Annotated in this window: 26 protein-coding genes; 10 read left to right on the plus strand and 16 right to left on the minus strand. The window is 61.9% G+C overall.

The window, feature by feature from the left end; all coding sequences use genetic code 11:
• The first annotated feature begins 35 nt into the window (after positions 1–35).
• From ispF to rpoS, 6 genes are all read left to right on the plus strand, one after another.
• Positions 36–509: a 2-C-methyl-D-erythritol 2,4-cyclodiphosphate synthase gene (gene ispF, locus G7025_RS11790; protein WP_124385465.1), complete on the plus strand. Its 474-nt coding sequence runs from the start codon at positions 36–38 to the stop codon at positions 507–509.
• Positions 506–1,564, plus strand: a complete 1,059-nt coding sequence (gene truD / locus G7025_RS11795; RefSeq protein WP_181079306.1) for a tRNA pseudouridine(13) synthase TruD — start codon at positions 506–508, stop codon at positions 1,562–1,564. Before ispF ends, truD begins: the two co-directional genes overlap by 4 nt.
• Entirely contained in the window at positions 1,552–2,301 is a 750-nt protein-coding gene (gene surE, locus G7025_RS11800; protein WP_181079309.1) for a 5'/3'-nucleotidase SurE, read from the plus strand. The genes truD and surE overlap by 13 nt, the downstream gene beginning before the upstream one ends.
• Before the next feature lie 41 nt (positions 2,302–2,342).
• Positions 2,343–2,978 carry a protein-L-isoaspartate(D-aspartate) O-methyltransferase gene (locus G7025_RS11805; RefSeq protein ID WP_181079416.1) on the plus strand — a complete coding sequence of 212 codons (636 nt, stop codon included), beginning with the start codon at positions 2,343–2,345 and terminating at the stop codon, positions 2,976–2,978.
• A gap of 207 nt (positions 2,979–3,185) precedes the next feature.
• On the plus strand, positions 3,186–4,022 hold the full coding sequence (locus tag G7025_RS11810) for a peptidoglycan DD-metalloendopeptidase family protein (RefSeq protein ID WP_181079312.1): 837 nt from the start codon (positions 3,186–3,188) through the stop codon (positions 4,020–4,022).
• Positions 4,023–4,126: 104 nt separating this feature from the next.
• On the plus strand, positions 4,127–5,131 hold the full coding sequence (gene rpoS / locus G7025_RS11815; protein WP_181079314.1) for an RNA polymerase sigma factor RpoS: 1,005 nt from the start codon (positions 4,127–4,129) through the stop codon (positions 5,129–5,131).
• Between the two features lie 206 nt (positions 5,132–5,337).
• Here the strand turns inward: rpoS and G7025_RS11820 are convergent, their stop codons facing one another.
• Complete coding sequence (locus G7025_RS11820) at positions 5,338–5,547, minus strand: cold-shock protein (RefSeq protein ID WP_002554837.1); 210 nt, start codon at positions 5,545–5,547, stop codon at positions 5,338–5,340.
• Between the two features lie 389 nt (positions 5,548–5,936).
• Here G7025_RS11820 and dcd point away from each other — a divergent pair, with 389 nt between their 5' ends.
• Together dcd and G7025_RS11830 are read left to right on the plus strand one after the other, a co-directional pair.
• Positions 5,937–6,503 carry a dCTP deaminase gene (gene dcd, locus G7025_RS11825; protein ID WP_034096266.1) on the plus strand — a complete coding sequence of 189 codons (567 nt, stop codon included), beginning with the start codon at positions 5,937–5,939 and terminating at the stop codon, positions 6,501–6,503.
• Positions 6,504–6,610: 107 nt separating this feature from the next.
• Positions 6,611–6,817, plus strand: a complete 207-nt coding sequence (locus G7025_RS11830; protein WP_181079317.1) for a hypothetical protein — start codon at positions 6,611–6,613, stop codon at positions 6,815–6,817.
• 21 nt (positions 6,818–6,838) lie between these two features.
• Here G7025_RS11830 and pdeM read toward each other — a convergent pair whose 3' ends face one another.
• The 14 genes from pdeM to G7025_RS11900 form a co-directional block, all read right to left on the minus strand.
• The gene (gene pdeM / locus G7025_RS11835; protein ID WP_181079320.1) at positions 6,839–7,489 is read right to left on the minus strand and encodes a ligase-associated DNA damage response endonuclease PdeM; all 651 of its coding nucleotides are present in this window, start codon (positions 7,487–7,489) and stop codon (positions 6,839–6,841) included.
• Positions 7,489–9,969 carry a ligase-associated DNA damage response DEXH box helicase gene (locus tag G7025_RS11840; RefSeq protein WP_181079323.1) on the minus strand — a complete coding sequence of 827 codons (2,481 nt, stop codon included), beginning with the start codon at positions 9,967–9,969 and terminating at the stop codon, positions 7,489–7,491. Before G7025_RS11840 ends, pdeM begins: the two co-directional genes overlap by 1 nt.
• A gap of 57 nt (positions 9,970–10,026) precedes the next feature.
• Positions 10,027–10,791, minus strand: a complete 765-nt coding sequence (locus tag G7025_RS11845; RefSeq protein WP_016973168.1) for an ABC transporter ATP-binding protein — start codon at positions 10,789–10,791, stop codon at positions 10,027–10,029.
• A gap of 13 nt (positions 10,792–10,804) precedes the next feature.
• A complete protein-coding gene (locus G7025_RS11850) occupies positions 10,805–11,923 on the minus strand; it encodes a succinylglutamate desuccinylase/aspartoacylase family protein (RefSeq protein WP_181079326.1) in 1,119 nt (372 codons plus the stop codon).
• Between the two features lie 9 nt (positions 11,924–11,932).
• Entirely contained in the window at positions 11,933–12,643 is a 711-nt protein-coding gene (locus G7025_RS11855) for an ABC transporter permease (protein ID WP_181079329.1), read from the minus strand.
• Positions 12,640–13,368, minus strand: a complete 729-nt coding sequence (locus tag G7025_RS11860; RefSeq protein ID WP_181079331.1) for an ABC transporter permease — start codon at positions 13,366–13,368, stop codon at positions 12,640–12,642. Before G7025_RS11860 ends, G7025_RS11855 begins: the two co-directional genes overlap by 4 nt.
• A 57-nt stretch (positions 13,369–13,425) precedes the next feature.
• A complete protein-coding gene (locus G7025_RS11865; protein WP_181079334.1) occupies positions 13,426–14,205 on the minus strand; it encodes a transporter substrate-binding domain-containing protein in 780 nt (259 codons plus the stop codon).
• A gap of 201 nt (positions 14,206–14,406) precedes the next feature.
• Complete coding sequence (locus G7025_RS11870) at positions 14,407–16,041, minus strand: ATP-dependent DNA ligase (RefSeq protein ID WP_181079337.1); 1,635 nt, start codon at positions 16,039–16,041, stop codon at positions 14,407–14,409.
• Entirely contained in the window at positions 16,038–17,042 is a 1,005-nt protein-coding gene (locus G7025_RS11875) for a ligase-associated DNA damage response exonuclease (RefSeq protein WP_181079339.1), read from the minus strand. Before G7025_RS11875 ends, G7025_RS11870 begins: the two co-directional genes overlap by 4 nt.
• Positions 17,043–17,300: 258 nt before the next feature.
• A complete protein-coding gene (locus G7025_RS11880) occupies positions 17,301–19,742 on the minus strand; it encodes a penicillin acylase family protein (protein WP_181079342.1) in 2,442 nt (813 codons plus the stop codon).
• Between the two features lie 163 nt (positions 19,743–19,905).
• Entirely contained in the window at positions 19,906–20,112 is a 207-nt protein-coding gene (locus G7025_RS11885) for an SEC-C metal-binding domain-containing protein (RefSeq protein ID WP_181079345.1), read from the minus strand.
• Positions 20,109–20,591 carry an LEA type 2 family protein gene (locus tag G7025_RS11890; RefSeq protein WP_181079348.1) on the minus strand — a complete coding sequence of 161 codons (483 nt, stop codon included), beginning with the start codon at positions 20,589–20,591 and terminating at the stop codon, positions 20,109–20,111. The genes G7025_RS11885 and G7025_RS11890 overlap by 4 nt, the downstream gene beginning before the upstream one ends.
• A 17-nt stretch (positions 20,592–20,608) precedes the next feature.
• Positions 20,609–21,079, minus strand: coding sequence for a YchJ family protein (locus G7025_RS11895; protein WP_181079350.1), 471 nt, complete (start codon positions 21,077–21,079; stop codon positions 20,609–20,611).
• A gap of 5 nt (positions 21,080–21,084) precedes the next feature.
• On the minus strand, positions 21,085–21,582 hold the full coding sequence (locus G7025_RS11900) for a DUF6231 family protein (protein WP_181079353.1): 498 nt from the start codon (positions 21,580–21,582) through the stop codon (positions 21,085–21,087).
• Between the two features lie 358 nt (positions 21,583–21,940).
• Between G7025_RS11900 and G7025_RS11905 the strand changes: the two genes are divergently transcribed.
• Entirely contained in the window at positions 21,941–22,699 is a 759-nt protein-coding gene (locus G7025_RS11905) for a collagen-like protein (protein WP_181079356.1), read from the plus strand.
• 49 nt (positions 22,700–22,748) lie between these two features.
• Here G7025_RS11905 and G7025_RS11910 read toward each other — a convergent pair whose 3' ends face one another.
• A complete protein-coding gene (locus G7025_RS11910) occupies positions 22,749–23,213 on the minus strand; it encodes a CopD family protein (protein ID WP_181079358.1) in 465 nt (154 codons plus the stop codon).
• A gap of 99 nt (positions 23,214–23,312) precedes the next feature.
• Here G7025_RS11910 and dinG point away from each other — a divergent pair, with 99 nt between their 5' ends.
• A complete protein-coding gene (gene dinG / locus G7025_RS11915; RefSeq protein ID WP_181079360.1) occupies positions 23,313–25,457 on the plus strand; it encodes an ATP-dependent DNA helicase DinG in 2,145 nt (714 codons plus the stop codon).
• Positions 25,458–25,460 lie beyond the last annotated feature (3 nt).

Here is a 25,460-nt window from a genome sequence, read left to right on the forward strand (position 1 = left end):
GAATCACGCCCTGAATTAAATCGGGGCGTTTTTTTATGCGTATTGGCCACGGCTACGATGTGCACCGTTTCGCTGAGGGCGATTTCATTACCCTGGGCGGTGTGCGCATTGCGCACCACCACGGATTGCTGGCGCATTCCGACGGCGATGTCGTCCTGCATGCCTTGAGCGATGCATTGCTCGGCGCGGCGGCATTGGGTGATATCGGCAAGCACTTCCCAGACACCGACCCCACTTTCAAGGGCGCCGACAGCCGCGTGCTGCTGCGCCATGTGGTCGGCCTGATCCATGCCAAAGGCTGGAAGGTCGGCAATGTCGATAACACCATTGTCGCCCAGGCACCGAAAATGGCGCCCCATATCGAATCGATGCGTGCACTGATAGCCGCAGACCTGCAAATTGAAGTGGATCAAGTCAACGTGAAAGCCACCACCACCGAAAAACTCGGGTTCACCGGTCGTGAAGAGGGCATCGCGGTGCACTCCGTCGCCTTGTTGCTGCGCGCATGACTGACCTGCAACTGCTGGGCCCGCGGGCCTATGGCGAAGCGCTGGGCAGCGCGGTACTGAAAGCCACGGCCGAAGACTTCCAAGTGGACGAAGTGCTCGACATCCCGCTGACCGGCGAGGGCGAGCACCTGTGGCTGTGGGTGGAAAAGCGCGGCTTGAACACCGAAGAGGCGGCGCGGCGGATAGCCAAGGCGGCCGGCGTGCCGTTGCGCACTGTCAGCTATGCCGGACTCAAGGATCGCCAGGCGCTGACCCGACAGTGGTTCAGCGTGCAATTGCCGGGCAAGGCCGACCCGGACATGAGCGCGGCGCAAAACGACAGCCTCACCATCCTCAAAACCGCGCGCCATAAACGCAAGCTGCAGCGCGGCGCGCATTCGGCCAACGGCTTCACCTTGCGTCTGACTCAATTGGCCGCGGATACCGCCGCGATCGACGCCCGCTTGCAGCAGATCGCCAAGCACGGCATCCCCAACTATTTCGGTACCCAGCGCTTTGGGCATAACGGTGGCAACGTCGTCGACGCTCGCGACTGGGCGGCGCGCAAGGCCTTGCCCGAGCAGCGCAATGTGCGCTCGCGGCTGCTGTCCACCGCGCGCAGTTTCCTGTTCAACAAAGTCCTGGCGGCGCGAGTCGCCGACGGCTCCTGGCAGCGCGCCCAGGTGGGCGATTTGCTCGCCTTTACCGACAGCCGCAGTTTTTTTCCGGCCGGTGAAGCCGAGTGCAGCGATCCGCGCCTGGCGATCCTGGACCTGCACCCGACGGGGCCGCAGTGGGGCGAGGGCGATTCACCTGCCGCGGGTGCCACCTTCGAGCTGGAACAGGCGGTCGCCGCCAGTGAGGCCGACCTGCGCGATTGGCTGGTCAAGGCGGGCATGAGCCAGGAACGTCGCATTCTTCGACTGCCCATTAGCGGGTTGACGTGGCATTATCCCCGGCCTGACATTCTGCAATTGGAATTCGTCCTGCCGGCCGGATGCTTCGCCACTGTCTTGGTGCGCGAGCTTGTTGATCTGGTGCCGGTGGGGCAGACGGACAGCCCATGCGTATTCTGATATCAAACGATGACGGTGCCACCGCACCCGGCCTTGCCGCGCTCCATGCCGCGCTGCAGGATTACGCCGAGTGCATAGTGGTCGCCCCCGACCAGGACAGGAGCGGCGCCAGCAGTTCGCTGACGCTCGACCGTCCCCTGCACCCGCAGGTTCTGGCCAATGGCTTTATCAGCGTGAACGGCACCCCTACCGACTGCGTACACCTGGCGATCAACAGCCTGTTGGAGCAGGAGCCGGATCTGGTGGTGTCGGGCATCAACCTCGGCGCCAACCTGGGCGATGACGTGCTGTATTCCGGCACCGTGGCCGCTGCCCTGGAAGGGCGTTTCCTGGGGCGTACCTCGTTCGCCTTCTCCTTCGCCTCACGCCAGCTCGACAACCTGCCGACCGCCGCGCATTTTGCGCGCCTGATGGTGGAGGCCCACGCTTCCCTGGACCTGCCGCCGCGCACGGTGCTGAACGTCAACGTTCCCAACCTGCCGTTGGACCATATTCGTGGTATCCAGCTCACGCGCCTGGGCCACCGCGCCCGCGCGGCGGCGCCGTTGAAGGTGGTGGACCCGCGTGGCAGGGAGGGTTATTGGATCGCGGCCGCCGGCGACGCCGAAGATGGCGGCCCCGGCACGGATTTTCACGCGGTAATGCAAGGTTATGTGTCGATTACACCGTTGCAACTCGATCGCACCTTCAGTGATGCCTTCAGTGGTCTCGATGGCTGGCTGGAGGGGTTGCGCTGATGGCACGTGAACAAGACGATCTATTGCGTCGCGGCATCGGCATGACCTCCCAGCGTACCCGCGAGCGGCTGATCCAGCGTCTCTACGAAGAGGGGCTGTCCAACGCCCAAGTGCTGGAAGTGATCCGGCGCACGCCGCGGCACCTGTTTGTCGATGAGGCCCTGGCCCATCGCGCCTATGAAGACACCGCGCTGCCCATCGGGCATAACCAGACGATTTCCCAGCCGTACATGGTGGCGCGCATGAGCGAGCTGCTGTTGGCGGCGGGCCCGTTGGACAAGGTGCTGGAAATCGGCACCGGTTCCGGTTACCAGACGGCGGTGCTGTCGCAGTTGGTGGAACGGGTGTTTTCGGTGGAGCGCATCAAGGTGTTGCAGGACCGCGCCAAGGAGCGCCTGGTTGAGCTGAACCTGCGCAACGTGGTGTTTCGTTGGGGGGACGGCTGGGAAGGCTGGCCGGCGCTGGCGCCGTATAACGGCATCATCGTCACCGCCGTGGCCACCGACGTGCCGCAGGCCCTGCTCGACCAATTGGCACCGGGTGGGCGCCTGGTCATTCCGGTCGGCTCCGGCGAAGTGCAGCAACTGATGCTTATCGTTCGTGAGGATGAAGGCTTTTCCCGGCATATCCTGGGAGCCGTGCGCTTTGTGCCGTTGCTCAACGGCCCGCTGGCCTGATCTATTTGCGCGGCCAGTGAATTCTGCTGGCGCGGATGTGTCTTACGGCGGGGTCTATCAAGTCAGCATGACGGGTGGATACATTCGGCACGCTCAAAGATTCGTTTCGCACGCGTGCCGGTAAAACTTCAATGCCCAGTTATACTTGCGTCATCTTTCCAGCCTGATACAGGCGTCCATGTTCAGCCACCACAAAGGGAGCGGCGGGTGAGTCTCACAGGTCTTGCGCAGCGTATGAGTAAAACAAGTTTTCAGCGACTGGTGCTTGGCCTCGTCTTCAGTTCCGTGTTGGTCGGCTGCTCCAGCTCGCCAAGCAGTGGCGCACGAGTCGTTGACCGCAACAGCTCGGTACCGCAAAAACCTACCGTCACCACTGGACAATACGTGGTACGCAAGGGCGATACGTTGTTCTCCATTGCCTTCCGTTATGGCTGGGACTACAAGGCGCTCGCAGCTAGAAACAATATTCCCGTGCCATATACGATTCATCCAGGCCAGACCATTCGCTTCGATGGGCGTAGCGGTTCTGCGCCTACGACAGTTGTGACAACCTCTGGATCTTCGGCCTCGTCTTCCAGCAAAACCACCATCACTACGCGGCCTGCGGGAACGGCGGTGCCGACCCCCGCAAACAAGCCGGCACCCGCGCCGTTGCCACCTGCGGGGCCTGCGCCGACCGGTTGGGGATGGCCCTCAAACGGAGTGTTGATTGGAAAATTCTCTTCAAACGGTAGTTTGAATAAAGGCATTGATATCGCCGGGGATTTGGGACAGCCTGTTTTAGCTGCGTCTGATGGGACAGTGGTGTACGCCGGGAGTGGTCTACGGGGTTACGGCGAACTCGTCATCATCAAACACAGTGACACCTACGTCAGTGCTTACGGTCACAACCGCAGGCTGTTGGTTCGGGAGGGACAGCAGGTCAAAGTCGGACAGACAATTGCCGAAATGGGGTCAACTGGTACGGACCGGGTGAAACTGCACTTTGAGATTCGCCGTCAAGGGAAGCCTGTAGATCCATTGCAATTCCTACCCCGTCGTTGATGTGTTGCCAGCCTGTTCCTAGCGTAGAAGGAACAGGCTCCAGCGTTGCCAAGGATAAAGGCGTCGCTTGAGCTTGAGGTCGAACTCACCAAAGGACTATAACAATGGCTCTCAGTAAAGAAGCGCCGGAGTTTGACATCGACGATGAGGTTCTCCTTATGGAGACCAGCATCGCTATGGAATCGATGTCGAATGAGGGACCTGCTACACCTTCAGTTCGAACCAAATCCAAGAACTCCTCCGCGTTAAAGCAACACAAATACATTGATTACACCCGGGCGCTTGATGCGACCCAGCTGTACCTCAATGAAATCGGCTTTTCCCCTCTGCTTACCCCTGAAGAGGAAGTCCATTTTGCGCGCTTGTCGCAAAAAGGCGATCCGGCTGGGCGCAAGCGCATGATTGAAAGCAACCTGCGGCTGGTAGTGAAAATTGCCCGGCGCTACGTCAATCGTGGGCTGTCCCTGTTGGACCTGATCGAGGAGGGCAATCTTGGCCTGATTCGAGCAGTGGAAAAGTTCGATCCTGAACGCGGCTTCCGTTTTTCGACCTACGCCACCTGGTGGATTCGTCAGACCATCGAACGGGCGATCATGAATCAGACCCGCACGATCCGGTTGCCGATCCATGTGGTCAAAGAGCTCAACGTCTACCTGCGGGCGGCGCGTGAGCTGACACAAAAACTCGATCATGAACCCTCACCCGAAGAAATCGCCAACCTGCTGGAAAAACCGGTAGCGGAGGTCAAGCGCATGCTTGGTCTTAACGAGCGCGTGTCTTCGGTCGACGTCTCGCTGGGTCCGGATTCGGATAAAACCCTGCTGGATACCCTCACGGATGATCGCCCTACAGACCCTTGTGAGCTGTTGCAGGACGATGATCTGTCCCAAAGCATTGACCAGTGGTTGTCTGAACTTACGGACAAGCAGCGTGAAGTGGTGATTCGCCGTTTCGGCCTGCGCGGCCATGAGAGCAGTACCTTGGAGGATGTAGGTCTGGAGATCGGTCTGACCCGCGAGCGGGTGCGGCAGATCCAGGTTGAAGGGCTCAAGCGCCTGCGTGAGATCCTGGAGAAAAATGGCCTGTCGAGTGAGTCGCTGTTTCAATAGCGTCTGCTTGAATGCCTGAATGTGGGAGGGGCTTGCCCCCGATAGCGGTGTGACAGTCAATGCAAATGTGACTGCTGACCCGCCATCGGCGGCTAGCCCCCTTCCACATTTTTATTTCAGGCATCAAGTGGGTTTGGATACCAAATCCCAGGCATAAAAAAACCCCGCTTTTAAGGGCGGGGTCTTTTCGACTAAGTCAGTACAAGTTAGATAACTTGAACTTCTTCAGCTTGCATGCCTTTCTGACCGCGGGTAGCGATGAAAGAAACCTGTTGGCCTTCTTTCAGGCTTTTGAAGCCGTCGGATTGGATAGCTTTGAAGTGAACGAACAGGTCGTCACCGGATTGTGGAGTGATGAAGCCGAAACCTTTTTCATCGTTGAACCACTTAACGGTACCAGTTTGGCGATTAGACATGGTGTATCTCCTTGGACAAAGTTAACTGCGACTCAGGAAAAGCCCTGGCCGAGACTGAGTGCAAAGAGCAGGAAAAATTCTTGGAGATGGTTGGATCGAAATTCAACATATCGTGTAGAGATTCTCAGTGACACAAGCAGCACAGTGGCGCCACCTTAACCCTTTTTCCGGAACGTGCCAATGGTATTTCCGAAGGTTTCTCTATTTTCGTGACTGGCGGTGGTATTTACCGACACCCCACGCAGCACGATGGCTCCCGGCCCCGCTGGCTGCGGCTCCAGGTCCAAGGCGCATTCATCAAGAAAACCCCCACGCCCTTTGAACCCCAACGCCGGCCCCGGTAAGATGCCTCACAGAATTTTTCCACCTCGCTATTCAGGACACCCGCCATGAGCATCAAATCGGACAAGTGGATTCGCCGCATGGCGCAAGAGCACGGCATGATCGAACCCTTTGTCGAGCGCCAGATGCGTGGAGAGGGCGCCGAACGCCTGATTTCGTACGGTGTGTCCAGCTACGGCTACGACGTGCGTTGCGCCGATGAATTCAAGGTGTTCACCAATATCAATTCGGCAACCGTCGATCCGAAAAACTTCGATGAAAAAAGCTTCGTCGATATCAAGAGCGATGTGTGCATTATCCCGCCGAACTCGTTCGCGCTGGCGCGCACCGTGGAGTTCTTTCGTATCCCGCGCGACGTGCTGACCATCTGCCTCGGCAAAAGCACCTACGCCCGTTGCGGCATTATCGTTAACGTGACCCCCCTTGAGCCGGAATGGGAAGGCCACGTGACGCTGGAGTTCTCCAACACCACCACGTTGCCGGCGAAAATCTACGCCAACGAAGGGGTGGCGCAGATGCTGTTCCTGCAGTCCGACGAGGCCTGTGAAGTGTCATACAAGGACCGTGGCGGCAAGTATCAGGGCCAGCTCGGCGTTACGCTGCCGCGCGCTTGATCGAAAGCTCCGACACGCAAAGGGAATTAGTCTGAAGAAAGTGACTCTATTGGGTGTACTGCCTCGGCACGTGTAAAACGTGTCGAGCCACGCTTGAGGAGTACCTTATGAAGATCGACCCCCGAATCAGCGCAGAACTCGCTCGCCTTGAACCCAATCAGATTGGCGTTCTGGCATGGTCTCTGATGGCCGATCCTGCCTATGCGGGCGGCATCCCCGGCCAACCTGAGCCGGATTACCCGCAGCCCACCGAGCCCACCGAGCCCGGTGAGCCTACCCTGCCGGACGAGCCGCCACCCGTGCCCGTTGCTTGAAGCCTTTAGGATTGGCCTGCATCACCTGACAGGCCATACCTCCTGATCGCCGATCACCAGAATTCGGTGATCGGCGTCCGGCTCGACCGCATAGCCCCCTGTAAACGCCCCGAACGCCGGTAGCAGGCTGACCCGTGGCCCGAGCTGAAAGCAGGGCAGGCGCAGGCTCTGGCGCCCCTTGCCGCGCAAGCGGTACACCGGATGCACATGACCTGCCAGCACATGGTGGCTGGGATGAGCGTCGGGTTCGTGCTGCAAGGCAAACGGACCCATCAACAGCGGTTCTGGCACCACGTCGATCCCGAGGTCGCCAGGCGGGTCACCCGCACGCTTATCGTGATTGCCGCGAATCAACGTCAGCGGCAGGTCACGATGCTGTTCGCGCCACGCCCGCAGCGCGCCCAACGTACCGCTGGCATGGGAGCCAGGGCCGTGCAGGAAGTCACCCAGAAACACCACTTGCGCACAATCGAATACCTCCAGCACTCGGTCCAGGCGCGCCAGGTTGTCGGTGGTGGTGCCTTGGGGCACCGGCTGTCCCAGGCTGCGATAGGCCGATGCCTTGCCAAAATGCGCGTCGGCGACCAGCAAGCACTGGCGCGCGGGCCAGTAGATGGCCTTCTGGGCCAGCAGCCATAACTCTTCGCCTTCCAATTGAACTGACCAATACATCAAGCTTTTCCGTTATCCGCGACTTTTTCCAAATCCTTGACCATCCGCGCGATGCGCTCCGAGAGTTTTTCCGAGCTCATGCTTTCGCGCATGCGCTCCACCAGTAGCGGAAATGCCAGGGGCGTGGGCCGTTCAATCAGGTGCAGCTCCAGTGTCAGAGTGGACAGGTGCCGTAGCGCCGCTTCAAGTCGACGAATGTCCAATTCGTCGCGCAATACTTCTTCGCCGGCCTGAGCCAGTAACAGGTTGTGCGGGTCATACTGCTTGAACACTTCAAAGAACAAGCCGCTGGAGGCCTGCACTTGCCGGGTGCTTTTCGGCGCGCCTGGGTAGCCGGCAAACACCAGCCCGGCGATGCGCGCGATTTCGCGAAAGCGCCGCAGGGCCAGTTCACCGGCGTTCAGGCTGGCGGCGACGTCCTCCAGCAAGCGGTCCGGGCTCAGCAGCGGGGCGTTCAACAGCGCGGGCCAATCCACCGGAGTGGCGCTGAGCAATTCCAGGCCATAGTCGTTGACCGCGATGGAGAATGTAACGGGTTGCCCCTGGCTGACGCGCCACGCCAGCAAACTGGCCAGGCCCAGGTGCACCTGGCGCCCGGCGAACGGGTAAAGGAACAGGTGCCAACCCTCGCGGGATTTCAGGGCTTCGGCCAGCAAGTGCGCGCGGGTCGGCAGGCCGGACCAACGCAGCTGCGTCTGCAGGAGTGGTTGTACCGCCTGCATCTCCGGGCCGTCGAAGTGACCCTGGGCAGCGGCATCGAAGCGTTCCACCACGGCCTGGGCCAGTTCGTTGGAAAGGGGCATGCGCCCGCCATTCCAACGCGGCACTGCGGCCTTTTTGGCGGTACTGCGGCGTACGTAGGCGGTCATGTTTTCCACCCGCACCAGCTCCAACAAGCGACCGGCAAACAGGAAACCGTCCCCCGGTTTGAGTCGCGCAATAAAGCCTTCTTCCACACTGCCCAGGTTCTTGCCGCCACCGCCCTTGCTCCAGAATTTAAGCTGGATGCTCGCATCGCTGACGATAGTGCCCACGCTCATGCGATGGCGCCTGGCCAACCGTGCATCCGGCACCCGCCAGATGCCGTGCTCGTCGGGCTCCACGCGGCGGTAATCCGGGTAAGCGGTCAGTGATAAGCCGCCGTGGCGCACAAAGCCCAGGGCCCAGGCCCAGTCGGCGTCAGTGAGGTCGCGATAGGCCCAGGCGCCGCGTACTTCCTCCAGCAACGATGCGGGCATAAAGCCGCCACCCAAGGCCATACTCACCAAGTGTTGTACGAGCACATCCAGTGGTTTGTAAGGAGATTCCCTGGCTTCGATGCGTCGCTCGGCAATTGCATCCTGCGCCGCCGCGGCTTCGATCAGTTCCAGGCTGTGAGTCGGCACCAGCGTCACCCGCGACGGCCGCCCGGGTGCGTGGCCGGAGCGCCCGGCGCGCTGCATCAGGCGCGCCACGCCCTTGGCCGAACCGATCTGCAGCACGCGCTCGACCGGCAGAAAATCCACCCCCAGGTCCAGGCTCGAGGTGCACACCACCGCCTTGAGTTGCCCGTCTTTCAGCGCCCGTTCGACCCAGTCGCGCGTCTCCCGGGACAACGAACCATGGTGAAGGGCTATCACTCCGGCCCAATCCGGCCGCGCATCGAGCAATGCCTGGTACCAGATTTCCGACTGTGCCCGGGTGTTGGTGAACACCAGGCAACTGCTGCTGGTGTCCACCTCGGCCACCACCTGCGGCAGCATTTTCAAACCAATATGTCCGGCCCAGGGGAAGCGCTCAGCCACGGGTGGCAACAGCGTATCGACGTGCAGCGCCTTGGCCGTTTGCCCCTGCACATTGATTCCTCCGCCTTGTGGGACCAGTACCTCCAAAGCGTGGGATTGATTGCCCAGCGTCGCGGAAATCCCCCACACCAGCAATTCAGGCTGCCAACGTCGCAAGCGCGCCAGGGCCAGTTGCAACTGCACCCCACGTTTGTTGCCGATCAGTTCGTGCCATTCATCCACTACCACCATGCGCACATGGGCCAGGCTGGCTTCGCTGTCGGCGCGGGCCAGCATCAGGGTCAGGCTTTCCGGGGTGGTGATCAGTGTGGTCGGCTGGCGACGGGTTTGTCGGGCGCGCTCAGCGCTACTGGTGTCGCCGGTGCGCAGGCCGACACTCCACGGGATTTGCAACGCCGCCAGCGGCGCTTCCAAGGCGCGCGCGGTGTCGGCGGCGAGGGCTCGCATCGGCGTGATCCACAACACCGTCAGCGGCTCGGCCGGTGGCTTGCGTTTGCCGGTGGCCGGTGGGCGCGTGATGGCGAAGCGATTGAGCGCGGCAAACCACAGTGCGTAAGTCTTGCCGGCACCGGTGCTGGCATGCAGCAAGCCGGAATTTCCCTCCTTGACCGCCGTCCACACGGCTTTTTGGAAGGCGAACGGTTTCCAGCCTTTGGCGGCGAACCATTGCCTGGCGAAGTCGTGGGGTTTTGCCATGCGGCGGCTGACGCTCTGGAGGGCTTATTCCACAGACCCCCCAGGCATCACAAAGGTTTACTTCAAATTACCGCTCAGGAACTGTTGCAGGCGCTCGCTCTTGGGGTTACCCAGCACGTCTTCCGGCGCGCCTTGCTCCTCCACCAGGCCTTTGTGCAGAAACAGCACCTGGCTGGACACTTTGCGCGCAAAGCTCATTTCGTGCGTGACCATGATCATGGTGCGGCCTTCCTCCGCCAGGCCCTGGATCACCTTCAGCACTTCGCCCACCAGTTCCGGATCGAGGGCCGAGGTGGGCTCGTCGAACAGCATCACCTCCGGCTCCATCGCCAATGCGCGGGCGATGGCGACGCGCTGTTGCTGCCCGCCGGAGAGAAACGCCGGGTACTGATCGGCCACGCGAGCCGGCAGGCCGACCTTGTCCAGGTAACGGCGGGCGCGGTCTTCGGCGTCCTTCTTACTGCAGCCCAACACCCGGCGCGGAGCCATGGTGATGTTCTCCAGCACGCTCATGTGGCTCCACAGGTTGAAGTGCTGGAACACCATCGCCAGCCGCGTGCGCAAGCGTTGCAGTTCGGCGTCGTCGGCCACGCGCATGCCGTGGCGGTCGCTGACCATGCGGATCGGCTGGCCGTCGAGGGTCATGGCGCCATCGTTGGGCGTTTCCAGAAAATTGATGCAACGCAAAAAGGTGCTCTTGCCCGAGCCGCTCGCGCCGATCAGGCTGATCACGTCACCGGTCCTGGCCTTGAGCGAAACACCTTTGAGCACCTCATTGTCGCCATAGCTTTTATGCAGGCCTTCAACGGTCAATTTGTACATGGGGCGTGCATCCTCAAGGCGAAAGTAGATAGCCGCTGCGGTAGGCTTCGGTGCCTGCGACATGGCCGATGACCATCCCGGCAGTGGCCATGCGGCGCAGCGAACGGGCGTAAAGCAGGCCGGCCGTGCGGCAGCGCACGGGCGTTACGCGGTCGGTAATGGGGTCGATGATTTCAGCGAGCAATTGCCCGGCTTCCAGGTACTCGCCGGGCAGGGCGGCAAACACCAGCAAGCCGCCCACCGGCGTGGCCACCGGCTCCACGCCGGCCAGCGGGGTGGCCGGGTAGGGCAGTTCGGGCAGGGGCGGTGCGTCGCCGGCGATGGCGCCGAAGCGGATCAGATAATCGATGATCGCCTGGCTGTCGAGGCTCGCCAGGCCATGGTTGACGTCGCCCTGGCCGCGCAGTTCGACGGTCACCGACAAACTGCCCAAGGGGATCGGAAACCGCGCGCCGAAGCGCTGCTGCAACTGCCACCACACCAGGCTGAAGCATTCGTCGAAGGACTGGCCGCCCGAGTCCGTGGCCAGCAGGTTGGCCTCCGAGCCAAGGTAGCGCGCCAACGCTTCGACCTGGGGCCAGGCTTCAGGTGTGGTGTACAGATGCGCCACCGCTTCGAAATCGCAGTGCAGGTCCAGCACCAGATCGGCGTCGCAGGCCAGGCGTTGCAGCACCAGGCGCTGGGACTGCAACTGGGTCGTTGCGCTTTGCCCGGCCAGGGCGCTGACCAGGGCGGCACGGATCACTCGCACGTTGTGCTGCGGATCGTCGCCGAGCAACGCTTGGACCTGATTGCCTACCTCGTCGCTGAGGTCGACGAACAGCCGATTGAAGTTCTGCCCGCTCTCCAGTTCATAGCGGCCCAGCGGGGTGTCCATCAACACCTGTTCCAGGCCCGCCGGGTTGGCGACCGGCACCAACACGATTTCGCTGCGCAGGCGCCCGGCGGCGGCCAGTTCGGCCAGGCGCGCCTTTAAATGCCAGGCCACCAGCATGCCCGGCAATTCGTCGGCATGCAGCGACGCCTGGAGGTAGACCTTGCCGTGGCTGTGTTCCGGGCCAAAGTGAAAACTGTGGATCTGCCGCGCGGTGCCGGGCACCGGCGCGATCAATTGATGAATCCGATGACGCATGAACGCTCCTTAGTGGCTGGGGCCGAGAAACGCCAGCCAACGCCGCTCCGCCAGGCGAAACAGGCCGACCAGGGCGAAGGTCACGGTCAGGTAGATCAGCGCGGCAATACCGAATGACTGAAAGGTCATAAAGGTGGCCGAGTTGGCGTCCCGAGCCACCTTGAGGATGTCCGGAATCGTCGCGGTAAACGCCACTGTGGTCGAGTGCAGCATCAGGATCACTTCGTTGCTGTAGTACGGCAGCGACCGGCGCAGCGCCGAGGGCATGATCACGTAGGCATATAGCTTCCAGCCGCTGAGCCCGTAGGCCTTGGCGGCTTCGACCTCGCCGTGGGCCATGCTGCGGATCGCGCCGGCGAAGATCTCCGTGGTGTAGGCGCAGGTGTTGAGGGCAAAGGCCAGGATGGTGCAGTTCATCGCATCGCGGAAAAACGCGTCCAGCACCGGTTGTGCACGCACGGCGGCAATGCTGTAGATGCCGGTGTAGCAGATCAGCAGCTGTATATAGAGCGGCGTGCCGCGAAACAGGTAGGTGTAGAACTGCACCGGCCAGCGCACCAGCGGGTTGCGCGATACGCGGGCAATGGACAGCGGGATCGACACCAGAAACCCGATGACCAGTGCGGCGCTGAGCAGCCACAGGGTCATGGCCAGGCCGGTGACGTGCTGGCCGTCGCTATACAGAAACGGGCGCCAGTATTCCTGCAGGAGTTCGATCATCGCACGGCCTCCCGGGCGCCAGCGGAGTAGCGGCGTTCAAGACGGCGCAGGACAAAGTTGGAGGCACTGGTGATCAACAGGTAGATCAACGCGGCCAGTACCAGGAAGTAGAACAGCTGATAAGTGCTTTTGCCGGCATCCTGTGCCGCCTTGACCAAGTCCGCCAGGCCGATGATCGACACCAGCGCGGTGGCCTTGAGCATCACCATCCAGTTATTGCCGATGCCCGGCAGGGCAAAGCGCATCATCTGCGGGAAAGTCACGTAGCGAAACCGCTGGCCGCGCTTGAGCCCGTAGGCGGTGGCGGCTTCCAGTTGGCCACGGGGTACGGCGAGAATCGCGCCGCGAAACGTCTCGGTGAAGTAGGCACCGTAGATAAAGCCCAGGGTGATTACCCCGGCGCTGAATGGGTCGATCTCGATGTACTCCCATTCCATCAAGTCGGTCAGACCGGTGAGCCAGGTTTGCAGGCTGTAGAAAATCAACAGCATCAGCACCAGGTCGGGTACGCCGCGGATCAGCGTGGTGTAGAGCTGCGCGGGGATACGCAGAAAGGGCAGGCTGGACAGTTTGGCGCTGGCGCCGAGCAACCCCAGCAATACGCTGACGGCCAGGGACAGCACCGACAATTTGATGGTCATCCAGGTGCCTTGCAGCAACAGCGGGCCGAAACCCTTCAAGCTGAGTGCGCTCAGCCCGAGGGTTTGCAACAGTTCTTCGAACATAAATCGGGACCTATGGCGATAAAAAAGCGCCCCTGAATAAACAGGGGCGCCCAGGCATTATTTGCCGCTGTACAGGTTCAGATCGCCAAAGTGTTTCTTCTGAATGGTGGCGTAGGTGCCATCATCGTGTAACGCTTTGATACCTTTATCCAAAAGGGCCTTCAACTCAGTGTTACCTTTTTTGATACCGACGGCGGTTTTGGACGGCAGCAAAGGGTCGTCGATGGCCGCGCTGACTTCATAGCCGGCGCCGGCCGGCGACTTCAAAAAGCCCAGTTCGGCTTGCAGCATGTCTTGTACCGAAGCGTCGAGGCGGCCGGAGGTCAAGTCAGCGTAAACCTGGTCCTGGTTCGCGTAGGCCTTGGTGGTTACACCGGCTTTATCCAGTACGGCCTTGGCGTAGGCTTCCTGAATGGTGCCTTGCTCGTAGCCAACGGTTTTGCCCTTGAGCGACTCCGGCGTGGAGTAGCCCGCGCCTTTCTTGAACACCAGCGAGGTCGGGCCGGAGAACAGCTCGTTAGAGAAGTCGATGGCCTTCATGCGGGCATCGGTGACGGTCATGGACGAAATCACGCCGTCGAATTTGTTGGCCTTGAGACCCGGAATCATGCCGTCGAAATCGCTTTCGACCCACTTGCACTTGACCTTCAGCTCGGCGCAGATGGCATTGCCCAAGTCGATATCGAAGCCCACCAGGCTGCCGTCGGCCGCCTTGGATTCGAACGGGGCGTAGGACGGGTCGACACCAAAACGCAATTCCTTGTATTCCTTGGCCAGCGCGGTACCGGCGGCCATGCACAGAGCCAGTGCAGAAAGGGTCAGCAATGCTTTTTTCATTATGTAATCCCTTGAAACCAAGATAAGCGCTTGTGGCGCGATTAGGACTGTTACTGAACGGTGTCAGACGGATCCCAAGTAGCAATTTCTGCACCATAGTTCCGAATGAGCGTTTTAAAAGGTAGGAAGGTAGCGTCGAGAGTGTAGGAGATGCCCAAAAATGGGCACCGATTTTTCAATGCACCATTTGGGGGATTTGTCTCAGGCCAACAGGTCCTGCAAGGTCGCGAGGTTGTCGGCGTCTTCCACACTTTTATCCTGGCGCCAGCGCAACATTCGCGGGAACCGTACCGCAATCCCGCTTTTATGGCGCTTGGACAGGGCGATGCCCTCAAACCCCAACTCGAACACCATGCTCGGCGTCACGCTGCTGACCGGGCCGAATTTTTCCACGGTGGTCTTGCGCACGATGGCATCGACCTTGCGCATTTCCTCGTCGGTCAGCCCGGAGTAGGCCTTGGCGAACGGCACCAGCGTGCGTTCGCTGCCCGGCGGGCCATCCCACACCGCAAAGGTGTAGTCGCTGTAAAGGCTGGCGCGCCGCCCGTGGCCGCGCTGGGCGTAGATCAGCACCGCGTCGACGCTGAACGGGTCGACCTTCCATTTCCACCACACGCCCATGTCCTTGGTGCGGCCCACGCCGTAGAGGCCGTCGCGTGCCTTGAGCATCATGCCTTCCACCCCCAACCTTCGAGAATCCTCGCGCTGCTGCGCCAGATCCTGCCAGGTCGCGCCCGTCAGCAGCGGCGAAGGCAGCAGCACGGGTTGGTTGCACTGGGCGATCACCTGTTCCAACTGTGCCCGGCGCTCGGCCTGGGGATGGTTGCGCCAATCGTGACCCTGGTGTTCCAGCAGGTCATAGGCGAGCACTGCCACTGGCGCGTCTTCCAGGACTTTTTTGCTCAGGGTCTTGCGACCGATCCGCTGTTGCAGCAGGGCAAAAGGTTGCACTGCGTCCTTCCACACCACGATCTCGCCGTCGATCACCGTGCCGTCGGGCAGGCCGCTCACCAGGCTGTGCAGTTCAGGAAAACGCTCCGTCACCAGCTCCTCGCCTCGGGACCAGACCCACAGGCGGCCCTCGCGCTTGACCACTTGCGCGCGAATGCCGTCCCACTTCCACTCCACCTGCCAGTTGCTGGGTGAACCAAGCAGGGTGTCGAATTGCTCCACCGGTTGCGCCAGGCCATGGGCCAGAAAAAACGGATACGGCTGCCCGCCACGCTGAGCGTGTTCGTCCGACGATTCGGCGGCGATCAGCTTCAGATACCCTTGCGGCGTAGGGCGATTGGACAAATCGGTGTAGCCCACCAGCCTTTGTGCCACGCGCTTGCTGTCCAACCCGGCCATCGCCGCGAGGGCGCGGGTGACCAGCAGTTTGGACACCCCCACACGGAAGCTGCCGGTGATCAGCTTGATACACACCATCAGGCTCGGTTGATCCAGTTGCGCCCACAGCGCCGGCAAGCGTTCGGCCAGCTCCGCCGGCGGCAGGCCACGCAAGGGCAACAGTTTTTCCTCCAGCCACACGGCCAGGCCGTCCTCCGAGGTGTAGGGCGATTCCGGCAGCAGCAGGGAAACTGTCTCGGCCAGGTCGCCCACCGATTGGTAGCTTTCTTCGAACAGCCACGGCTCGATGCCCGACGCCTCGGTGGCCATGTCACGCAGCAGGCGGGTCGGCACCAGTTGCCGTGGCCGCCCACCGGAGAGGAAATACACCGCCCACGCGGCGTCGGCCGGCGGGGCCTGGCGGAAGTAGGTTTGCAAAGCGGCAAGCTTGGCGTTGCTGGAGGTAGTGGCGTCGAGGTTGGCGTACAGCTCGGCGAAGGCCTTCATGCCGAGACCTCTTCTTCGTCGTCCCCGTATTCGGTGGTGAAGCCCTGGGCATCCAAGCCTTTTTCACGCAGATGGCGAACCAGGACGCCGACGGAGCCGTGGGTCACCATCACCCGCTCGGCGCCGGTTTGCTCGATGGCCCACAACAGGCCCGGCCAGTCGGCGTGGTCCGACAGGACAAAACCGCGATCGACTCCGCGCCGCCGTCGGGTGCCGCGCAGGCGCATCCAACCGCTGGCGAAGGCATCGCTGTAATCGCCGAAGCGGCGTATCCATGTGCCGCCGCCGGTGGAGGGCGGCGCGATGATCAGCGCCTGGCGCAGCAGCGGGTCGTTTTTCTTGAAATCGCCGGCGTACAGGGTTTCGGGGATATAGATGCCGGCATCGCGATACACCCGGTTCAACGGCTCGACCGCGCCGTGGCAGAGGATCGGGCCGATGCTGGCGTCGATGCCATGCAGGATGCGCTGGGCTTTGCCGAAGGAATAACAGAACAACACGCTGGCTTTGCCGTTGGCGATATTCCCACGCCACCACTCGTTGATTCCCGCAAAGATCTGCGCCTGCGGCTGCCAGCGGTAGATCGGCAGGCCGAAGGTGGATTCGGTAATAAACGTGTGGCACCGCACCGGCTCGAAGGGCGCGCAGGTGCCATCGGGCTCGACTTTATAGTCGCCGGACGCTACCCAGACTTCGCCCTGATATTCGAGGCGCACCTGGGCCGAACCGAGTACATGCCCCGCCGGATGGAAACTCAAGGTTACCCCGTGGTGCACCAGACGTTCGCCGTAGGGCAAGGTCTGCAGGTTGATGTCATGCCCCAGTCGCGAGCGCAGGATACCTTCGCCGGGCGCGGCTGCGAGGTAGTGGGTGTTGCCGGTGCGGGCATGGTCGCCATGGGCGTGGGTGATTACGGAGCGTTCCACCGGGCGCCAGGGGTCAATGTAGAAATCCCCGGCGGGGCAATAGAGGCCTTCGGGGCGGGCGATGACAAGGTCCATGGGATGACCGCAAGAGGGGCTTGTTACTTATGAGGCAGGGGCGAGCGCAGAAGTTCTATCTGAATGCATGTGGATCCTGGTTGTTCCAGCAGGCTACCGATGATCAACGGCGAAACCGGCTGATCGTACTTCAATGGACGTTCGACACTGGCTGAAAAGGTGGGAGGGGCATAGGCATCTGCATCAATCTAAAGGCAGACACCTGACTCTGTGGTGAGCCGGTTTACCACAACAAGCCCCTCCTGCATTTTCCAGCGTTTACTTGCCTGGGGTCAGGGTCAGGCGGGTCTTGCCGTACACCTTGTCGAAGTTCTGCGGCTGCATCGGGAAGCTCAGGTATTGCGCCTTGAGCGACGGGTCGATGCCATTGGCATAGTTCGGACTGGCCGGGTTACCGGATTGGCCGATGCCACCCTGGCCCATCATCGGTTCCGCCTGGCCGAAGTCGACGATCATGCGCAATGCCGGCACCTGGGTAGTGTTGAAATCCTGGCCCCAACTGTAAGGCGCCGAGTTCAAGGTGTTATGGTCGCCGCCACTGGCCAGCGGCCCACGGATCACTTGGCCTTGCGCGTTTTTCCAGGTGGTGCTGTGCAACTTGCCCCACTGCCACGCCTTGTGGTCCGTACCCAGTTGGCTGTCGCCAGCGGTAATGGCGGCCGCCAGGCTGCGTGCGAGGATCGTCGGCTTGTCTTCCTTCTGTGCGGTGCGCACGTCGTCCCAGAACGGGCTGTCTTCACGGCCCAGCAGGTGGTCGGCCTGGGCGGCGTAGGAGAGGCCGGCGTTGCTCACGAAGGCTTTCCAGCTGGCGCTGTTTTCCGGGCCGAGTTCGTCGAGGAAGATCTGTCGGGTGCTCTCCTGCAGGAACAGTTCGTAGAGCGCTGCGTCCGAGGACGTCGATACCAGGCGACCATCGAATGCCATCAAGCGCTTCAGCGCTTCCCGTGCCTTGGCCTGCTCGGCGGCCGGCAACCCATCCATCGCCTGCTTCAATGGCTGGGCCATGCCCGGCGCCTGGAACATGCTCTTGAGCTTGGCGGCGAAGGCCGTGGTCTGGTCGTATTGCATGGCGATCACGCTGCGGCTGTCGTGTTTGCCGGCATTGGCCAGTTGCGCCAGGCGTTCGCTGCGCTCCGGCGCATCCCAGGAGTTGGATAGCTGCATGCCATAGCCGCGTGGCGCGGTGCGCTGGTTGGCGGTGCCGATCCAGCCCTGGGGCGGGTCCTGGTCATAGGGGTGCAGCATCGCATCGGCGTAACCGTCCCAGTCAAAGCGACCCTCCCAGCCCGGCGACGGCAACAGGCCTTCACCTTCACGGCGGTTGGGAAAGCGACCGGTGACCTGCCAGCCGATATTGCTTGCGTCGGCGAAGATCATGTTCAGGGCGATCGCGCGGATTTCCCGGGTGGCGTCCGAGGCTTTACCGGCATTTTGCGCGCGGGACAGGTCGAAGAACGCGTCCAGGCTCTTATCATCTTTGAAGTCGGCGCTTTGCAGGGCCAGGCCCAAACCGCTGGTCAAGGCCTGGCTGCTATTGAGCAGAGCACCGTGGCGGGTTTCGTAGACGACTTCGCGGATTGAGCGTTGGCCCTTGATAAAGAAGGTTTCGTTACGCACGCCGGCCGGCAGCCATTTGCCGTTGTTTTCGTAATACAGGGCGGAGCCCTGGCGTTTGACCTTTTCCAGGAACAGGTCCTGGGTGTCGCCCTTGACCGCGCTCATGCTCCACGCCACTTTGCCGTTGAACCCGGACAGCAGTGTGGGCAGCCCGGCAATCGAGGCACCCACGGCCTGGTATTTCGGGGCGCGGATCTGCACGTAGCTCCACGGCGACGGTGCCTGTGGCTGGGCTGCGAAATCGCTGGCCAGCAGGCTCTTGCCGGCGCGGCTGCGCTGCGGACCGATGGCCCAGTTGCTTGACGTGGTGACCGCCAGCGCGTTGAGGCTGCTCAACTGCTGACTGACCGCGTCGAGTCCCGCCAGGCCGGTGATCTGGCCCAGATTGATGCCTTTGAGTTTGTCGGCTTCGGCCAGTGGGATCGGCTCATCCGGCGCGCTTGGTGTAAGCCAGGCGAGCTTGTCGACGCCAACTTTCTGCGCCAGCACCAGGGACGCCAATTCCTCCTGCAGGTTGGCCGACTCGCTGAAATTGAGCAGGCAGAACAGCAGTGCGGAATCTTCCGGTTTCCAGTACTCGGGCGTGTAGCCGGTCTGGGCCAGATCCGGCGGCAGCTTGTCGCGGTAGCGGAACAGATAGGCATTGACACCGCGGGCGTACACTTCGAAGAACCGCTTGAGGCGCGGCGACGAGGCGTTATACAGCTCGCCGGCACTTTTTTTCAGGTTGACCGCTCGCATAAAGCGGTCCACGTCCAACACCTCAGGGCCCGACATTTCCGCCAGACGGCCCTGGGCCAGCAGGCGCAGGGTGACCATCTGCTGGATCCGGTCGCTGGCGTGCACGTACCCAAGGCTGAACAGCGCATCGTGGAAGGTGTTGCTTTCGATCAGCGGCATGCCCTGGGCATTGCGGCGCACCGACACATTCTGGGCCAGGCCCTTGAGCGGCTGTACGCCGGCCACCGGCGGCAGGGTGTCCTGGGTGCTTTGGAGTTGGCAACCGGCCAGGCTCAATGCACTGGCCACTGCCGCGGCAACGCCGAACCGGGGAAGAAAATGTGAAAGGGCTGGCGAGGCCATGGCAAAGCTCCTGCGGGGGGTAGCGTCAGTAAAGGCGCTACGTTAGTGAGCGCGGTGAAACGACGCAAGCAGGAGTTGTGTAATTGCGTAAGCCTTGGGCAAAACAGTGTGGGAGGCGTTTGGAATCCTCCCATGAGGGTCAAGTGAATGTCAGCGGTCGCGATCAGGCGCCGTGGCACTTCTTGAATTTTTTCTCGCTGCCGCATGGGCAAGGATCGTTGCGACCAACGTCCTTCAGCGCATTGCGCACCGGCTCCTGGTGAGCATGACCGCAGTTCGGGCCGTGGACATGGCCGTGGTCATGATCATGGTGAACGTGATCGTGATCGTGGTTGCAGTCAGGACCATGGACATGGGGTTGTTGAGTCATCGATGTCGCTCCGGAATAAAATCGCCGGGGATTATCTGCCCATTGTGCGCGACCTGCACGTCATAACCGATGAATAATCCGGTTTTCAGCTCGCCTTCCAGACGGTAAGGCACGGGCTTGTCGGGTTTTTTCAGCATCTGCACCACATCACGTATCTGCGGCCACAGGTTGGTACGCACCGTGACCTTGAAAACGGCGTGGCCGTGTGGCGCCACAGTCAGCCATTCATTGGACTCGCCTTCGGTCAGCACGAAATCGCCCAGGCTTACCTTGTAGACCAAGCCGCGCACGGTCAGGTCGGCGTCGTCGCGGTTGTCTACACGAAAGTACAGCTTGAATTTCTGCTCCAGCAATTTGGCACGCACCACCTCGACCTTCACCAGCGACACGTGAGGCGGTGGCGTGTCGTCTTCAAACCACGACGCGCAGCCGCTCAGGCCGAGGGTTAACGCCAGCATCAAGCTGTATATCCGAAGCATGGCGCGATTCCTGGGGGTTAGAGGTAGCTGGAACAACACTTCTTGAATTTCTGCCCGCTGCCGCATACGCAGGCATCGTTGCGACTGGCCTTGACTTGCACTGTAGGGTCAATGAAGTACCAGCGCCCGTCATTCTGTACGAAAGAGGACTGTTCGCGGTGGCTATGTTCGCCGGTGCTGTCATGCCAGCGTGCGGTGAAGGTCACGAACGCGTGTTCCGGCTGGCCGCCGAACACCTCCGAACTTTCCACCTCAAGGCCAAGCCAAGTGCTTTGGGCGCTCCACGCGGCGATGGCGTCGCGGTCCAGGCCGGCCTGTTGCGCGGGCAGGGTGGTGGCCACCAGATAATCCACCAGGCCCAATACGTACGCACTGTAGCGCGAGCGCATCAACGCGGTGGCACAGGGCGCCGGGTGGCCGGAGTGATAATGGCCGCAGCAGGCATCCAGCAGGTTGCCACTGCCGCAGGGGCAAATGGATGTACTCATCGGGATCACCACCAGTACTTTCCGAAGTTTTCCGGGTTGGCCCAGAACCGGGCGTTGAGCCAGTCGGGCACCTGTTTATAGTCAAGCAGATCGTAGGTGAACAAGGTCAGGACCTGCTCGTCGCGCTGGAAACGCTCGCCGGCCTGCAGCGCCAGGGAGTAGAAGTCGGTGTCCTTCCAGTCGCAGGCGCCCAGGTCGACCAGCACGGCAATGCGGCTGGCATTGAGGTTGCGGATGCCGCCGAGCAGCGTCAGGCCCTGGGGTTTTGACAAGTGTTCCAGGCAGTCGACCACCAGCGCAAGGTCAAAACGCTGGGCCGCCAGGTCTGCCGGCAACGGGCCGGGCCCGGCACAGCACACTTGGCTGTCCGGGTGCGCTTGTTCAAAGGCCTCCAGCGCCGGGAACCGACCGACGCCCAACACCAGCAAGCGTTTGGGCGCGTGCTGGTCAAGGAGGGCGGCCAGGGCTTGCTGGGGTGTACGGGCAGAGTTACCGGCGGTCATCACAGATCCTCACATCAGGACCATAGAGACTAGCGCGGCTGAGCGTGCGGGCCTAGAGCGGGTGGTGGCGAAAAGTCCTGTGAAGCGGTCAATCCCAATGAATCCGGGGCTGGTACAGTTGAAAAGAGCGCGCTTTATGCTGCGGCCCCGGCGCGAGAAGTCGCGCGCTGAAACTGTACTACGCAAATCCACAACAACCGCTGACCGCCGTTGCCCCAGTGGAATCCGCTGGGGTGTTGCCGCCAGGCCTCCTGCATCGTTCCCTTCTCAAGTTTTTTGATCCTTCACTGGCAAACCGTCCGTAGAAGTCGTTACTGTGCGTCCAAAGAAAAATTCGAAAATACTCAGGAGCCCCATGATGCGTAAGGTTTTTCTGTTGGCCCTGTTGGTCAGCCCCATTGCCCTGGCCCAGAGCGTCAGTGTGGAAACCAACTCGTTGATGCGCCTGCCCAGCAGCACCAGCGTGTTGCAACTGGAGCGCCTGGACGTGGCGGACTACGGCACCTTGCTGGTGCCGGCCACCATCAGCCAGGTCACCGTGGAAGAGTTGCATCTGGGCCGCGACGCGCGCATCGCCATTGTTCCCGGCAGTACCGCGCTGCAATTGCAGGTGCGCCAGGCGCAGCTGGACCCTGGCAGCCAGATCACCTCGCGTGGGGCTCCCGGCACCCATGAAAAACCGGCCAAGGCCGGGCGCGACCTGACTTTGCGCATCAATGCCCTGACGGCCGAAGAACTCTCGGTGGACGCCCGTGGCGGCGCCGGTGCCCAGGGCTACGCCGGTCTGGATGGCGCCAACGGCGAAGACCCGGGTTGCACCTGGGGCGCGGCCGGGCGAGGCGCCAACGGGGATAATGGCGGCGATGGCTTGCCAGGCGCGGCGGGCGCGCAGGTGCGGGTCGAGTTGCCGAAAGACTTCCCGGCCGAACGGATCAAGGTGTGGGTGGATGGCGGTCCGGGCGGCCTTGCCGGAACGGCGGGCAAGCCGGGTAAAGGTGGGCAATCCAAGGGCTGCCTGGTGTACCGCACCGAGGGCGGCGAAAAAGGCCGCCCAGGTTTGGAAGGGCAGCCAGGGCCTGCCGGACCGGCGGGTGCCGTGACTATTCAGCGGCTCTGAAACGCCGCAGCGTCAAGCTGCAAGTCAAGGCTTGCAGCTTGCCTGACCCTCAGAACATCGGTCGCGCCGAAGCAATGGCCACCACCACCAGCCCGATGATCAGGTTGCTCCCCACCAACCTGCGAATCTGCCCCAGGGCCGCAGCGCCCGCCGGCCAGTCCTCGGCCGCCACCGCCGCGCGCAGCGCCGGGAATTTCAACGCCTGGATGCGGATAAACAATGCGGTCATCACCAGATACAAGCCCATCATCACCTGCACATAACGCGGCGCGGTTTCAAAGCCGTTGAAGCGCAGGTGCAGCAGGCCGACACCGCTGATCGGCAAAATCAGCACCGCCACCCAGATCCACACAAAAAAACGTTGAAACACATTCACCCACAACCTGAGCCGGGCAGGGCCTTCAAGGGCCGCCACAGCGGCGGGGCGCAGGATCATCCAGGCGAAAAACATACCGCCGACCCATACCAGGGCGGCCAATACATGCAGGGTGTAAGCGAGGCTGAAGACGGTCATTGCGGTACTCCGTTCTGCGCGGGATTAATTAGCGGGGTATGATAGCCGCCGATCCGAACCACTGAAAATTTATCCAGCGTTTTTTGCGCCCGACTATTCATGATCAGCACTGAACTCAAAACCACGATCCAGGGCGCCTACACGCGTTTTCTCGAAGCCAAGAGCTTGAAACCGCGCTACGGCCAACGCCTGATGATTGCCGAAGTGGCAAAAGTCCTCGGGGATATCGACACCGACGACGAAGGCCGCCGCGAAGGCGAGCCTGCGGTCGTGGCCGTCGAGGCCGGCACCGGTACCGGCAAGACCGTGGCCTACAGCCTGGCCGCGATCCCGACCGCCAAGGCCGCCGGCAAGCGCCTGGTGATCGCCACCGCCACGGTCGCGCTGCAGGAGCAGATCGTCTACAAAGACCTGCCCGACCTGATGCGCAACAGCGGCCTGAACTTCACGTTCGCCCTGGCCAAGGGCCGTGGCCGCTATATGTGCCTGTCCAAGCTCGACGTACTGCTGCAGGAAGGCCACGCGCAAACCGCCACCGCGCAGCTGTTCGAAGAAGAAGGCTTCAGGATTGAAGTCGATGAGGCCAGCCAGAAGCTGTTTACCAGCATGATCGAGAAACTGGCCGGCAATAAATGGGACGGTGACCGCGACAGTTGGCCCACCGCCCTGGAAGATTCCGACTGGGCGCGCCTGACCACCGACCACAGCCAGTGCACCAACCGGCATTGCCCCAACTTCGGCCAGTGCGCCTTTTACAAGGCCCGCGAAGGCATGGGCAAGGTCGATGTGATCGTCACCAACCACGACATGGTGCTGGCCGACCTGGCGCTGGGCGGCGGTGCGGTGTTGCCCGATCCGCGCGACACGCTCTATGTCTTCGACGAAGGCCACCACTTGCCCGACAAGGCCATCGGCCACTTCGCCCATTACACGCGCCTGCGCTCTACCGCCGATTGGCTGGAGTCCACCGCAAAAAATCTGACCAAACTGCTGGCCCAGCACCCGCTGCCCGGCGATCTGGGCAAGCTGATCGAGCAGGTGCCGGAGCTGGCGCGGGAGATCAAGACCCAGCAGCAGTTCATGTTCAGTGCCTGCGAGCAGGTGGCCGACTTCAAGCCCGGCGAAGACGTGGAAGGCCGCGAGCGGCCACGCCACCGTTTCGTCGGCGGCCTGATCCCCGAGCACATGCGCGAAATGGGCATCGAGCTGAAGAAGGGTTTTTCACGCCTGACCGACCTGTTCACCCGCCTCACCGACCTGCTCAAGGAAGGCATGGATGGCGAGGTCAACATCGGCATCGCCAGCAACCAGGCCGAGGAGTGGTACCCGCTGTTCGGCAGCCTGCTGTCGCGCGCGCAGGGCAACTGGGAGCTGTGGACCGCCTTTACCGTCGAAGACCCGGAAGACAACCCGCCCATGGCGCGCTGGCTGACCCTGGCCGAAAGTGGTGCGCTATTCGATATCGAGGTCAACGCCAGCCCGATCCTTGCCGCCGACATGCTGCGTCGCAACCTGTGGAACGTGGCCTATGGGGCCTTGGTGACGTCGGCCACATTGACCGCGCTGGGTACGTTCGATCGTTTCCGCATGCGCGCCGGGCTGCCGAAAAAAGCCGTCACCGCCGTGGTGCCGAGCCCCTTCCACCACGCCGACGCCGGCGTGCTGAGGGTGCCCGACCTCAAGGCCGACCCACGGGACGCGGCGGCCCACACCGCGGCAATCATCCGCGACCTGCCGGAACTGGTCGAAGGCTCGCGCGGCACCCTGGTGCTGTTCTCGTCGCGCAAGCAGATGCAGGATGTGTTCGACGGCCTGGATCGCGACTGGCGCAAGCAGGTGTTTATCCAGGGCAACCTGTCCAAGCAGGAGACCCTCAACAAGCACAAGGCGCGGGTGGACGGCGGCGACTCCAGCGTGCTGTTCGGCCTGGCGAGTTTCGCCGAGGGCGTGGACTTGCCGGGGGCCTACTGCGAACACGTGGTGATCGCCAAGATCCCTTTCTCGGTTCCGGACGATCCGGTCGAAGCGGCGCTGGCCGAATGGATCGAAGCGCGTGGCGGCAACCCGTTCATGGAAATCTCGGTGCCGGATGCCTCGCTGAAGCTGGTGCAGGCCTGCGGCCGCCTGCTGCGTACCGAACAGGATCGGGGCACCATCACCTTGCTCGACCGCCGACTGGTCACCCAGCGCTATGGCAAGGCTATCCTCAACGCATTGCCGCCGTTCCGGCGCGAAATTTCTTAATCC

Source organism: Pseudomonas lurida, from assembly GCF_013522705.1.
Classification (GTDB): domain Bacteria; phylum Pseudomonadota; class Gammaproteobacteria; order Pseudomonadales; family Pseudomonadaceae; genus Aquipseudomonas; species Aquipseudomonas quebecensis.